The organism is Alkalicoccobacillus gibsonii, from assembly GCF_016798245.1.
GTDB classification, from domain to species: domain Bacteria; phylum Bacillota; class Bacilli; order Bacillales; family Bacillaceae_D; genus Alkalicoccobacillus; species Alkalicoccobacillus gibsonii.
This window is the reverse complement of sequence record NZ_JAEUZA010000002.1, coordinates 868644-882282: the sequence shown is the minus strand read 5'-3', so window position 1 is coordinate 882282 and position 13639 is coordinate 868644. Positions and strand designations below refer to the sequence as shown.

At 42.3% G+C, this 13639-nt stretch carries 10 protein-coding genes and 1 other RNA gene; all 11 read right to left on the bottom strand.

All coding sequences use genetic code 11. The features are described from left to right. Positions 1 to 59 precede the first annotated feature (59 nt). Positions 60 to 422: a transfer-messenger RNA gene (ssrA, locus tag JNO66_RS11015) on the bottom strand. 78 nt (positions 423 to 500) lie between these two features. Continuing rightward, positions 501 to 974, bottom strand: coding sequence for an SsrA-binding protein SmpB (gene smpB / locus JNO66_RS11010; RefSeq protein ID WP_203088287.1), 474 nt, complete (start codon positions 972 to 974; stop codon positions 501 to 503). A gap of 74 nt (positions 975 to 1048) precedes the next feature. Beyond that, positions 1049 to 3406, bottom strand: a complete 2358-nt coding sequence (gene rnr, locus JNO66_RS11005; protein WP_203088286.1) for a ribonuclease R — start codon at positions 3404 to 3406, stop codon at positions 1049 to 1051. Positions 3407 to 3463: 57 nt separating this feature from the next. Next, on the bottom strand, positions 3464 to 4210 hold the full coding sequence (locus JNO66_RS11000) for an alpha/beta hydrolase (RefSeq protein ID WP_203088285.1): 747 nt from the start codon (positions 4208 to 4210) through the stop codon (positions 3464 to 3466). Further along, on the bottom strand, positions 4191 to 4919 hold the full coding sequence (locus tag JNO66_RS10995; RefSeq protein ID WP_203088284.1) for an alpha/beta hydrolase: 729 nt from the start codon (positions 4917 to 4919) through the stop codon (positions 4191 to 4193). The genes JNO66_RS11000 and JNO66_RS10995 overlap by 20 nt, the downstream gene beginning before the upstream one ends. Before the next feature lie 29 nt (positions 4920 to 4948). Continuing rightward, on the bottom strand, positions 4949 to 5950 hold the full coding sequence (locus tag JNO66_RS10990; RefSeq protein ID WP_203088283.1) for an LLM class flavin-dependent oxidoreductase: 1002 nt from the start codon (positions 5948 to 5950) through the stop codon (positions 4949 to 4951). 217 nt (positions 5951 to 6167) lie between these two features. After that, positions 6168 to 9251, bottom strand: a complete 3084-nt coding sequence (locus tag JNO66_RS10985; protein WP_203088282.1) for a beta-galactosidase — start codon at positions 9249 to 9251, stop codon at positions 6168 to 6170. An 18-nt stretch (positions 9252 to 9269) separates the two neighbouring features. Further along, positions 9270 to 10106 (bottom strand): carbohydrate ABC transporter permease, encoded by an 837-nt coding sequence (locus JNO66_RS10980; protein ID WP_203088281.1) that lies wholly within the window; start codon positions 10104 to 10106, stop codon positions 9270 to 9272. A 16-nt stretch (positions 10107 to 10122) separates the two neighbouring features. Further along, positions 10123 to 11070, bottom strand: a complete 948-nt coding sequence (locus JNO66_RS10975) for a carbohydrate ABC transporter permease (protein ID WP_307730724.1) — start codon at positions 11068 to 11070, stop codon at positions 10123 to 10125. Between the two features lie 58 nt (positions 11071 to 11128). Then, the gene (locus tag JNO66_RS10970) at positions 11129 to 12409 is read right to left on the bottom strand and encodes an extracellular solute-binding protein (RefSeq protein WP_203088279.1); all 1281 of its coding nucleotides are present in this window, start codon (positions 12407 to 12409) and stop codon (positions 11129 to 11131) included. Positions 12410 to 12532: 123 nt separating this feature from the next. Further along, on the bottom strand, positions 12533 to 13552 hold the full coding sequence (locus JNO66_RS10965) for a LacI family DNA-binding transcriptional regulator (protein WP_210340837.1): 1020 nt from the start codon (positions 13550 to 13552) through the stop codon (positions 12533 to 12535). Positions 13553 to 13639 lie beyond the last annotated feature (87 nt).

The window sequence follows — 13639 nt, the reverse complement described above, 5'->3', positions numbered from 1 at the left end:
TTAGCTTGAAAAAACCCCTAACATCTCAAATGAGATCTTAGGGGTTTTCCAGGTGATTCAAATGGAGACGGTGGGAATCGAACCCACGTCCAGAAACAACGACACTTACGCTTCTACGAGCGTAGTTACTGTATTAGCATTTCGCCGTCATCTCAGCCCAGCAACAGGCTTTGATACGGCTAGTCCGATTATTCTCTTCCTCCCCCTTCAGACTGCAGGGGAAAAGGCGTAGCCCACTTAGAGTGAGTCCCAGGTCCTACCACATGGGCGATGGAGGGTGGAACCGCAAAAGAGCTGTTACGCTGCTACTGCGAAGTTGTTGTTTTCTTTGCCAGTTAATTGGCTTTGGCGTTTTAACGTGGCCGACCCCCACGACTCGCAACGCAAGCACGACCTGTTCCTGTCGAATCCAAAACGTCCCCGTGTCAGAAAAAGTTCCGAGTTCTAGTGCCTCGGAACTCTAATAGTAACATAATTAACGTACAAAATCCACAAGTGTACTATCCGTTAAATCTTTCCTTCAGTGCTCGATCAACTTCGCGTTTAGCGTCCTGACGACGAAGGGTATCGCGCTTATCGTAGTTCTTTTTCCCTTTTGCTACTCCTAGTAATACTTTTGCAAAGCCATTTTTGATGTAGACTTTAAGAGGTACTAGTGAATAGCCTTGCTGCTGTGTTTGACCAATCAGCTGACTGATCTCTTTTTTCTTCAGCAACAGCTTACGAGCGCGTGTTGGCTCGTGATTAAATCGGTTTCCCTGCTCATATTCAGCAATGTGTGCATTATGGAGGTATACCTCTCCATTACGGATGCGGGCAAATGAATCTTTAAGGTTCATTCGTCCTGCACGCATGGATTTGATTTCTGTTCCTTGAAGAACCATTCCAGCTTCAAATGTTTCTTCAATAAAATAATCATGTCTAGCTTTTTTATTTTGAGCGATTACATTGTCATCTGTTTTTGGTTTTGCCATTGTCCGCACCTCAAATTCTCTTCGTTCATCTATCTTAGCAAAGGCTTTAAGTGAACGTCAATTGGGGCTACTAGCTATGAACGCTTTTTCCGTTTCCCTTTTTTGCGCTTTGCTCCTGGAGCATTTTCATAAAATGGCTTTTTCTTTTTACGATTGCCTGTTGAAGACGAACCCTCACCAGGTTTTCTGTCTCTCGATCCAGCTGTTTTAAGAGGTTTACGTGCATTCTTTCCAGGACGTTGCTTCCGTTTTCCACCGTCAATCACTTTCGGACGACTTTTTGGAGCACGTGGCGCTCGTGCTTTCATACCTGTCAGTTCAAAGTCTATGGATGCTTCCTCCACATTCACTTGGACCACACGAATTTCTACCTCATCACCAATACGGAACATCTTGCCTGTCCGTTCTCCGATCATAGCAAATTGCTTTTCATCGTAATGGTAGTAGTCATCTGTTAAATAGCTAACGTGAACAAGTCCTTCAATTGTGTTTTCAAGCTCTACAAATAGTCCGAAGTTCGTGACACCACTAACAATTCCCTCAAACACTTCACCGATCTTATCTTCCATGTACTGAGCCTTTTTCGCGCTGTCCGTATCACGCTCGGCTTCTACAGCACGGCGCTCCATTTCAGAAGAGTGCTTTGTAATTTCAGGTAGCTTTTCTCTCCAGTATTCTTGAGTAGCCGTATCAATTTTTCCTTTAATTAAATACGTACGAATCAAGCGGTGTACGATTAAGTCAGGATAACGACGAATTGGCGAGGTGAAGTGAGTATAGAATTCTGTTGATAAACCAAAGTGACCAACACTGTTCGGATCATATTTCGCCTGCTGCATAGAACGAAGCATTAACGTATTGATGACTGCTTCCTCCGGCTCACCTTTTACTTCAGCTAAAAGCTTTTGCAATGCGCGTGGGTGTACAGTATTAGCTGTTCCGCGTACGACATATCCGAAAGTCGTGATAAACTCCATGAACTTTTCAAGCTTCTCTGTTTTAGGATCCTCGTGAATACGGTACACGAATGGTAGGTCCAGACGGTGGAAATGCTCAGCTATCGTTTCGTTTGCTGCAAGCATAAATTCTTCTATTAGCTTTTCAGCCACAGAACGCTCACGGATGGCTACATCAACTGGCTTACTTTCTTCATCCACAATCACCTTTGCTTCTTTAAAATCGAAGTCAATGGCACCACGCTCTGTACGCTTGTTACGCAAGATAGCCGCAAGCTTTTCCATGCGTTCAAAAAATGGAATCAGTTCTTTATACTTTTCACGAACCTCATCATCAGTGTTTAACAGAATTGAATTAACATCTTTATAGGTCATACGCTCAGTTGTGCGAATCACACTTTCAAATATATCATGATTTACGACTTTCCCTTGAGAATCAAATTCCATTTCACAAGATAGAGTTAACCGGTCCACCTGAGGATTTAACGAGCAAATCCCATTTGAAAGACGGTGCGGAATCATTGGAATGACTCGGTCAACTAAATACACACTTGTTCCACGCTCAGCTGCTTCCACATCAATTGGAGAGCCTTCTGTTACATAATGAGTGACATCCGCAATGTGAACGCCTAGAACATAGTTCCCATTATCGAGCTGCTTTACTTGAACGGCATCATCTAAGTCTTTCGCATCTGCGCCATCGATGGTTACAATTGTCTCTCCGCGCAAATCACGTCGACCCTCAATTGCAGCAGGATCAATGGTCTCGCCAACATCTTCTGCTTGCTTTAATGCTTCATCCGGGAAGGCTAAAGGAATGCCATGCTTATAAATGATACTTAGAATATCCATTCCAGGATCATTTTTGTGACCGAGTACTTGCTTTACTTCCCCTTCAGCACCGGCGCGGCCTTTTGGATACTTTGTGATCTCGATGACTACTTTGTGACCAGCGACTGCTCCTTTTTCTTTTCCTTTAGGAATCAAAATGTCATCTGGAATTCGCTTGTCATCAGCTTTCACCATGCCATAGGCTTCGTAATCAATATATTCACCGACAATATCGGTAGACCCGCGCTCAACGATCCGGATGATTTTTCCTTCTTGCCTTGAACCAGAGGATTTCGAGTGCAAACGAACAAGAACGGTATCACCATTCATTGCACCTTCCATGTCTTCTGCGCTGACGTAGATATCGGTTTCCCCTTGTTCCTCAGGAATAACAAATCCAAAACCTTTTGCATGCGCTTGAAGTCTACCGCGAGTCAGGTTCATTTTCTCAGGAACACCATATCGATTTGTCCTTGTCTGCACAAGAATCCCTCTGCGTTCCATTTCGTTTAATACTTTAACAAGCTCTTTAAATTCATCACTATCTCTAGTGGGAAACGCCACTTCTAATTCTGAGACAGATAGCGGCTTTTCTGCTACATCTTTAAAATAGTGAGTGAGTTTAACGATTAATTCTTCATTCATTTTTTCTTGCTCCTTTCGTTTCTTCCATTTGCCATTTCTATCTGTCCCTGTCCCAAGCTATTGATTCCAATCACATGATTCAAGAAAGTCCAGAACATCCTGATGGAGTTGCTCCTTCTCTTCACCAAGTGTAATGACGTGACCTGAATGCTCATACCACTTCAATTGTTTTTTAACTGACTCAGCTTCATCATGAATAATGTTTGCGCTATTTGTGTCAATCATGCCATCGTTTCTTGCTTGTACAACAAATAATGGCGAATATATAAAGTCTAACTGACTTCTTACATCGTCCATTAACTCTTTTAATTTAAATAGTGTATTCATTGGAAGCTGTTTGAAGGCGTTCATTTCCTCTTGGATTTCAGTTTCGGATTTTTGTTCGCGTTTTTTGTACGCTTCTGCGTACTCAAGCATACCATTATAAATGGCATCCTCTGTTTTGGCTCTTACCGGTGCACACATTGATACGATACCCTTTACAGGTAAAGTGTAACCGATTTTTAAGGAGAATACCCCTCCGAGTGATAAACCGCAAACAGCAATCTCGTCATAGCCTTTATCTTTTAAAAATTGATATCCAGCTTCAACGTCACTCCACCAGTTTTCAGGGCCTGTTTGAACCAGCTCTTCGGGTGGAACTCCGTGCCCCTTATAAAGCGGAGCATACGAGGTGTAACCTTCCTTTTGTAGATAACGGCCAATCATACGTACATCTGCTGTTGTACCAGTAAAGCCATGCAGGAGTAAGACTGCTCGCTTACCCCCTTCAAAGAAAAATGGCTTAGGTGCTACTAATTTCATGTTGTTCATCCTTTCGATCGATCTGACCCAATAAGAAATCATGGATAAGAATCATCAATTGATCCTTTTCAAATCCATGACAAATCATATGACGTCCATCTTTTAAATAATGAATGTGTTTCTCCTCGGATGCAATGGTTCGAAATAAAAATTCTGAGCTTTTTCTGGGAACTAAAGCATCCCTTTCACCCTGAATGATGAGAACGGGCGTATGCACATGACGAATATATGGTCGAATCTTTTTTACGGCTGTCATAAACTGACGAACGGCATTCATTGGTGTATGCGTCATCTTGTGTGTGTACAGGTCAACAAGCTGATCCGGTTCTGCCTGCCCTGTTAACCTGGTATGAACAGCCGCTCTCACACTTTCAAACAGCATAGGAGGATTCAAATAATAGGCTGCCGCACTTAAAAGAACCAGTTTCTTTATCTCATATTTGGCCGCAAGATAACAAGCCAAAAGACCGCCCATTGAAAATCCTATGACATATACTTCTTCACACCGTTTGATGAGTTCAAGCGCTGCAACCTCCACCATATAAAGCCACTCTTGATAGGTTACCTCCCGTAAGTCCTCGTCTGGACCATGCCCCGGTAACGTAGGAGCGTATACAAGCCAACCTTTTTGTTTTCTTAAGGATTCAGCAATCGGTTCGATTTCCCACGGTTCCCCCGTAAAGCCATGAATACAAAGACAACCGATCATGATTTCTCCACTCCTTTTTCATAAAATCACTATTTTATGTTTAGAGCCTCTGATACGAGTTGATATGAACGGAGGCGATCCGAAAATGAATGGATATTACATAGAATCAAAAATTCATCCATTCCATAACGGTCAGCAAGTGTACGTAACTGATTACTTACCGTTTCTGGTGAACCAATGATCGTTCGCGTCCGGTTATGTATCATACGCTTATGGTCTTCATCTGTATACTGATACTCGCTTGCTTCTTTAATAGAAGGTATACGGCTATCCAGCCCTTTTTCTACACGAAGCAGCCAAAGATCCTGACTGCTCGCTAAGCGCTCGGCCTCTTCATCAGTATCGGCACAAACCACAAATACAGCAGCAAGCATTTGTGGAGTTTTGGACCACTCATTTGGTGTGAAATGGTCTCGATACGTTTGCATCGCCTGCTCTCCACGTGCTGACTTAATAAAATGTCCAAATACATAGCCAAGCCCACGTTTAGCCGCTTGCTTCGCACTATTTTCGCCTAACCCTAATATCCAAAGTGGTGGTGTACTTTCTATAATCGGAGCTGCTTTAACCCCTGCATTCGGATGGGTACGTGGTAGGGTGTCTCTGACATAATGAATGAGGTCATCCATCTGTCTCCAAAATTCATCTAAGCTTCGAGGTGTGCCATCCACCAGTGCACGGCGCAACGCCGGGGTCCCACCTGGGGATCGCCCAAGGCCAACATCAACCCGGCCTGGAAAAATCGATTCAAGCTGTTTTGTTACTTCAGCTACTTTAAAAGGGCTATATTGAGGAAGCAATATGCCCCCAGATCCGACTCGAATATTCTCTGTATGAGCAGCAATGGCAGCGATTAAAATTTCAGGCGCCGTACTTTGCATGCCTTTTGTTCCGTGATGTTCAGCAAACCAATATCTAGTATACCCCAGCTCCTCAGCCAGCGTAGCCATCTTTATTGTTTCCTGCATTTTTTCCGTTACAGTCTGACCTTTAGACAGAGGGACTTGATCTAACACACCAAGTTTAATCATTCTACATTCGCCTCCCTCCATCTATTGTATCCTTTTAAATTTATTTTCCCTATTTTTCTGCTTTCCACACCTCGCGCGCAGGAGTTATTGTTTCACTTCACGCTCTAACGTTTCACTTTTGCCCTCTATCGTTTCACCTCATGCCCCAACGTTTCGCTTATCTCCCCATCTACAAAAAAAGCAGTGAGCATCCACCGACGCTCACTGCTCTTACCACTTATACAGTTAACCCTTCCAACTGCACAGATACTTCCTTAGGTCGATAGGTCGCAACCACTTCACCCTTCGCGTCTGTAAAGAACATGACGGAACGCTCTTGTTCTATCGTGACAGAATACGTACGACCGAGAACTGGACTCGTTACTTCAACGTCTACATCCCCGGCACACTCGGATACAAAGATATATAAGTCACCATGTTCAAATGACAGCCTGCGTCCATAGATACCTGGATGATCGCCACCTTTTTCCCATATCAGCTCTTCTCCTATAGATGCTTGTTGAAGTGCATATCTGTATAAAGCTTTCACCGTTTCAACTCGGTCATTCAGCTCTACAGGTAAAGGACTCCAAATGAATGTTCCTTGCCCGATTGTTAGTGTTTTTACAGAAGCAGATTTTGTATCATTAAGCTGCTCCTTAGACAATTCAGCAATCTTTCGTTCACCAAAGCTGACTGGAAGTGTCTTTTCCCCTAGAATTAACGACTCTTCACGCAACACGTTTAAGAGAGTTGACTTACCTAGCTCGTCTTTCAGTCTTTCAGTCGTTTTCCAGCCTTCATTTAATCGAAGTGGTCCTGTGTATAGAACCGTACCTCCTTGATCCACGTACTCGAGGAGCTGATTAAATGCTTCCTCGCTAAAATTATGCGCGCTTGGAACAATAACAAGCTTCGGCTTATCCTTATTCAAGTCGTGTAAATGATACTCACTAAATCCTCGCGCATGAACATTACATTCATACGATAGCGTACGCACTGCTTTTGTTGTTGCTTCAAACGCAAGCTTACGAGTTGAGAAATCATTTGAATAAGGATATACGACAGCCACTTCTTCAAGTTTGCGATTAATGAAGAGCTCTTTTGCCTCATTTATAAAAGCGCCAAAATCATAGGATACATCAGCTTCAGGCTTCTCAGTTCCATCCGCGCGAAGTGCTCCAATATTAGACTCATTCACATTATCCATATAGAAGTTTGTATTCCAAAGCCACTGTACTGCACCGGCTCCGCCTGTTGAAAATGCATACGCATATTTACGCTCTAAAATATTTCTCAGCTCTTCCTCAGAGCGTTTTGCACGGCCATCCGGTTGCTCTAGATACATAATGCCTGTTTCCTGTACTAGGTTCGGTTTGGAAGGTGTTTTTGTAAACACCCCATCCCACACAAGATGATCCATTTGCCACCACGTGTGATTCGTCGTGTAATCAACAACGGACTCATAGAAGAAAGGAGTTGGACGTTGAGAACGTAATGCCTCGTCTTGACCAACCGTGATTAAGCGATCGCTATTAATTGCTTGAATCGTTTTTGATAAATCCTGTGCCCATTGGTTATGCATAGCCATTGTAAATAAAGTGTAGTCTCGCCAAATTAAATTCTTAGCCGGCGTTCTCATATCTTGTACATCAAAGTTCATGTCTTCAGGTTCGGGAGGAGTGATCTCTTCAAAGCTTGGCAACTCAACAGATGAGTAGTTCCATGCTTCTTGAACCTTACGAATTGTACCGTACTTCTCTTTGGTCCACTGCTGAAATGCTTTTATTTCGAACGAATCTCTAGCTGAACGTGGTCCAGAGAAAATTCGTTTAGGATCAAACATTGACGGCTCGTTAATTAAGTCCCAATGTAAGTGCGTAGCCTTTTTGTATCTAGAAACAATCGCTGCAATAAATCGTTTTTGTGCGTCCAAACTTCTAGGATCGAGATAAGGATTTTTCCCTTCCCACATCTCTGGTGTAAACGCAAAGAATGTGAAGCACAGGTCGAGGTCGTTCTTTTTAGCAGTTAACACAAACGCATCGATTGCACGAAGCACTTCTTCATACGGATGACCATCAACATACATAATTTGTCTCCACGCAGTCCAAATACCTGATCGGATATGATTAATGCCCGCCTGCCTCATCTGGTCCATGTCTTGGTCCCACACAAGTGCATTCGGCATAAAGAGGAATTTCCTCGCCACATCCGATGTCATGTAGGTCATACCAACAATCGGAAATGGTTTGCCATCCTTCTCAAAATAATCTCGACCCGCAACTAGCGGAGCACCTTCTTGCAGTAAGGTTTCCGAGAATCCCCAAAATCCTTGGTTAAAATGGATAACCTCTCCCGTTGATGAAATGGCTTTAACATGGATGGTGTAGAAGCCCTCCTCCACCTGAAACGGCATCGTTCTTCTGAGACTTGACCATTCTCTCGACTCATCAAACGTAACTACCTCCTGAAAACGAATTTCATCTGATCCATCTTTTAAGACATGCAGCTGCATTGTCCATTGCTTCCCTTTCAAATGAGCCAGGCTTTGTAATTGTATCGTTAGTGTTGGCGTTTCCCCTGGATAATAACTGGCATACCCAGGCTTCACCCAAATTTCTGTTACACCTTCAGACGTATAGCTAGCAACCTCATTAAGCAGCTCTACTCCGTGCTCCCAAAACAGATCATCCGTCCGTTGATTGATGAAGATCCAACGGCTACCAGCAAATAAACCCTTTGTATTTTCAATTAACACAACGGGTGCAGAGATCTCTCTACCTTCCTCTGAGATCCCTTTAAGCATCGGGTAGATGTGAGCATCCATCGGTCCACTTGAACCATTTTCATGTGGCTGGTCATCCTGTTTTGTTGGATGTAAGACAAACCCATATGTCGGTTGAATAGAGAATGCTTTCTCATAGCCATCAAGTAGAGGTCGATCAGATGAACTAACCAATTCCCGTACCTTAGTGCTATTAACCTGCAGAGCTTCATGAATATTGAGATGCTGGTGGTAGGATGTTTGCTCTACTTCAATCTTCCACTCATCATTTTCTTTATAGACAGGGAAGCGAAAAGGAATCTCTCCTAGATGGACGAGCCCTCCTCCTCCTTTAAGAAAACGCAGGATTGTATGCCAATGCTCTTTCGGAAAATAGGAACCGTGTAAATGCACAAGGGTCTGATAGTTGCCACTCGCAAGCGCCTTCTCCAACTGATCTGTGTTTGCAATGTCTTGTAGGCTAGCAAGTTGGCTGTCAGATGGGCGCACGCCATCAAATGGAAACGTAGAATCATAGAAAAACAAAGTACTCATGATAGAACCCCTTTACGACTAGTTTTTCACAGCACCTTCAGTAAGACCTGCGATAAAGTAACGACTGAATAAAATAAATACGATTAAGATAGGAAGTGTTGCCATAAATGTTCCTGCTAGAATCATTGAGTAGTCGGTATAAAATACGTCGTTTAACGTACGTAAGGCAATTTGAATGGTGTGTACACTGCGATCTTTTAATACAACCAACGGCCAGAGGAAATCGTTCCACGTATTCATAAATGTCACGATTCCAAGTGTGGCAAGTCCAGGTTTTACAGTAGGAAGCACAATATTCCAGTACGTTCTGAATGTACTGCAACCATCCATTCTTGCCGCTTCTAGTAGCTCATCAGGAATAGCAGATGAAATGTACTGCCGCATCCAAAAGACTCCAAAGGCACTAACCATCGCTGGCACAATGACCGCTTGTAGCGTATCAATCCATCCAAGACTACTAATGATCATAAAGGATGGAATCAACCCTAGTTGAGGTGGAATCATCATCGTTGCTAGTAGGAAAACAAACAAGAGATTCTTACCTTCAAACTGAAGCTTTGAAAAAGCAAATCCAGCAAGGGAACAAAAGAATAAAACAGATAGTGTGACGGCTGATGAAATAAAAAACGAATTAAACATTGCTCCAAAAAAATCGATACGGTCAAACACATTCATTGCGTTCTCGATAAAATGAGTTCCCGGTAACATTGCCGGTGGGAACTGATTAACAGAAGAGGTCGTGTTTGAACCGATTACAAACATCCAGTAAAAAGGGAACAGCGATAATAAGGAACTGATGACCAAAAAGGTATACAACAACACTTTAGGCCCTTTTCTTTGTCCAACTTCTTTCATAGTCATGCCACTCCTTTTATGCAGACTTTATCCGTTTGGTTAAGAACATATTTAAAAGCGAAACAAGGATGATGATGAGGAACAGAACCCATGCTATAGCGGCTGCATATCCAAATGAAAATCGCTCAAATGCTTCTTGATATAAGTAAAGTGTCATCGTTAGACCTTGAGACTCTGAGCCAGCACCAAAGATTAATGGCTCTGTGAATACTTGCATTCCACCGATGGATGATAATAGAACGGTAAAGATGATAATTGGTCGTACCATTGGAATGGTGATATAAAAGAACTGCTGTACTTTTGTAGCCCCATCAATAGTCGCTGCTTCATATAAGTCTTTTGGAATACTTTGTAGACCTGCTAGATAAATAATCGTGTTATAACCGACCCATCTCCACATGACCATTAGAGAGATCGCAACATGCGTTCCAAAATAGGAACCTTTCCAGTTAACCGGATCGATCCCAATCAGACTAAACACATAGTTAATAATTCCATATTGAGTACCAAAAATAGCTGAGAATACGATCGTTACCGCAACAATTGACGTAACGTTTGGCATAAACACAGCCAATCTGAACAAACTTTTTCCTTTTAAGAAGGCTTGGTTTAAAATAAACGCCAAAATCAATGCGACAAACAGCTGCGGAATCGTTGAAAGTGCCCATATACTAAACGTGTTTCCGACCGATTTCCAAAAGAGCGGATCGTTTGTAAATAATCCTACATAGTTTGCAAATCCAATAAATTCTCGTTCGCCGAGAATGTTCCATTTATGAAAAGATAGATATGCTGTGAAAATAAGAGGAAACATCCCAAATACACCAAACAGTATAAAGAACGGAGAAATATATAGATAACCCGAGATTCGGTCACGAACACGCTGGTTGTATTTTCTCTTTGGTGCGCGGGGTGCAGGTGGCGTTGCTTGTTGCACGTTTGTTGGTGTGCCCATCATCTTCATCCTTTCTAATTTTCATAAGAAACAGCGTAAGATCTCTCCTACGCTGTTATCCATCCTGTTAACGAGAAACCTGTCTATCTACCTCTTCTAAGGCTTTATCCCAGGCTGCTTCAGGAGTAGAAACCCCATCTGCAATGGAACCAAGTGCATCCTGCATAATAGTATTAATAGGTGCTGTCATTGGAGCACGGTACACATCTTGAACTAAAGTGGCTGCTTCAGCATAGATCGCACCAATATCTTTACGGATAAAGAACTCATCATCTAGCTCCTGAATGGCAGGATCATCATAAATACCCGGTGTAGATGGGAAATTTCCATTTTCTTTGAAAATATCAAGCTGGTTCTCTGGTGACATTAACCACGTAATAAATGCGTACGCTTCCTCTGGATGATCACTCTGCTTTGGTACAGTAAGGAATGAACCTCCCCAGTTCCCCGAACCCTCAGGCATTAAAGCGATATCCCAAAGACCTGATGTGTCTGGAGCATCATTTTTAATATTTTGAAGCATCCAAGGTGGTAAGAAAACTGACGCGAAATCTCCATTTGCAAGAGCCGCTCCCCACTCTGGTGTACCTCGTTCAATATTTGCTTGAATATCCATGGCTTCAACAGATTTGTCCCAAGCCTTTTGAATTTGAGGACTGTCTTCAAGGATTAGTGTTCCATCTGTCTCAAAGTATTGCTTATCTCCTTGTTCTCTAATTGCAGAGTACATATCTGCTACATCACTGAACATAAAGGAACCTGTTTCTTCTTTTAATTGTTTGCCTGCCTCAATATATTGATCCCACGTTCCAAGTACTTGATTCACTTCTTCAGGGTCAGTTGGCAAGCCTGCTTCTTCAAACAAATCAACTCGGTAAGCCATTGCCATCGGTCCAATGTCCGTTGGAATTCCAATAACCGATCCATCATCAGAGGAAGCTCGCTTCCACTTCCAGTCAAGGTAATCTCCCTCTAAATCACTCGCACCATATTCTGATAAGTCATAAAATAAATCGCTACTTTCTTTAATTCTTTCTAAGTATCCTTCATCCACCCCTGAGATGTCAGGAGCTCCCGAACCTGCTGCAAGTGCTGTAATTAAGTTTTGGTGAGCATCTGCATATTCTGCTTCTTGAATATCAATCTTAATTCCTGGGTTTTCTTCTTCATATTGTTTAGCTTTTTCTGCAAAGCCCATTCCTGGCCATAGCCACATGGTTAAAGTGACATCTCCACCACTGTCACTTCCACCTCCACCAGAACTTGATCCTGATGAACACGCTGCCAAACTAACTGCGAGTCCTGCACTGCCTAAGACTAATAACGATTTTTGAGTAAGCTTTTTCATAATGACTCCCCCTATTTGTTATTTTTGTTATCTTAAGTTGTTATTTATAACTAAAACATATCACTACTAACGATTAATGTAAACGCTTAATTTTATGAGAATAAAAAATCGATGAGCGTATGCTCATCGATTCCTTGGTACATCAACGGATTCTCTTAACAACATGTCACCCGCAATCAATATTTTCTCAGAAGGATATTCAGAGTGCTGTAATCTCCAAACCAACCGTTCCACCGCACGCTGTCCAATCATCTGTTTTAAAACCCGAACAGTAGTGAGTAAAGGCTTTCTACTTTCTTCTTCATCCAATAGATCAAACCCAGTAACCGATACGTCTTTTGGACACGCATAGCCGTTTTTATTGAGTAAATTGATTACACGCCGAGCGATGTGATCATTTGCACACACAAATGCAGTGGGAAATTCCACTCTGTGTCGCTTCCATGAATCTATTTCACCTTGAATCGCTATCTCCATATCATCATCATACTTAACATCCAGTAATGTCGAAGACCGATCTAGTCCAGCTTGTTCAACAGATGTTCGATATCCTAACCATCGATCAAAAAAACTAGTTGAATACTTTACTTCCCCGACAAAAGCCAAGCGCTTATGCCCTAAACCAATCAAATGATCAGTGACCCGTTCAACGCCATTTCGATTGTTCATAAACAAACTGTCCGCGCGCATCAACTTATCCTCGTGATCGATCATAACTATCGGTAATCCGTAATCAGATAAAGACACAAGTGTTTGTTCATCAAGTGTCCCTAACGTAATAATCCCAATTAAATTCGTTAGATCGACTTTTTTTGTTAAGTCCATTTCGTTAGAGATAACGATCATCCCGGCTTTTTTAGACTGAATACTAGCAGACACACCTTGAAACACCGCTCCCCAATACGTATAGGTGATGTTTTGGTAATGCTGGTTCGGCAAGAACACAAGGATATAGCCGTTTTCAACTTCTACTTTTTCATTATTTAAACCCTGGTTAGAATTCGCTCCTTCTTTTAAATAACCTAATTGCTTCGCTGCAAATAATATTTTCTTTCTTGTTGCTTCACTTACACCCGGTTTACTGTTTAACGTTTTTGAAACCACATACTTTGATACTCCTACCGTATCAGCAATAACTTGCATGGTTATCTTTCTATGGCCCATTCTTCCACCCCGTCGACATTCACTTTTGTTATCTTTGTTAGCATTATAACAGAAAAATTAGCACAA

Coding starts and splice junctions, on each gene's coding strand:
- JNO66_RS10985 (WP_203088282.1), bottom strand. CDS start 9,251: ATGAGTACTTTGTTTTTCTATGATTCTACGTTTCCATTTGATGGCGTG.
- JNO66_RS11000 (WP_203088285.1), bottom strand. CDS start 4,210: ATGAAATTAGTAGCACCTAAGCCATTTTTCTTTGAAGGGGGTAAGCGA.
- JNO66_RS10990 (WP_203088283.1), bottom strand. CDS start 5,950: ATGATTAAACTTGGTGTGTTAGATCAAGTCCCTCTGTCTAAAGGTCAG.
- JNO66_RS10980 (WP_203088281.1), bottom strand. CDS start 10,106: ATGAAAGAAGTTGGACAAAGAAAAGGGCCTAAAGTGTTGTTGTATACC.
- JNO66_RS10995 (WP_203088284.1), bottom strand. CDS start 4,919: ATGATCGGTTGTCTTTGTATTCATGGCTTTACGGGGGAACCGTGGGAA.
- rnr (WP_203088286.1), bottom strand. CDS start 3,406: ATGAATGAAGAATTAATCGTTAAACTCACTCACTATTTTAAAGATGTA.
- JNO66_RS10970 (WP_203088279.1), bottom strand. CDS start 12,409: ATGAAAAAGCTTACTCAAAAATCGTTATTAGTCTTAGGCAGTGCAGGA.
- smpB (WP_203088287.1), bottom strand. CDS start 974: ATGGCAAAACCAAAAACAGATGACAATGTAATCGCTCAAAATAAAAAA.
- JNO66_RS10965 (WP_210340837.1), bottom strand. CDS start 13,552: ATGCAAGTTATTGCTGATACGGTAGGAGTATCAAAGTATGTGGTTTCA.
- JNO66_RS10975 (WP_307730724.1), bottom strand. CDS start 11,070: ATGAAGATGATGGGCACACCAACAAACGTGCAACAAGCAACGCCACCT.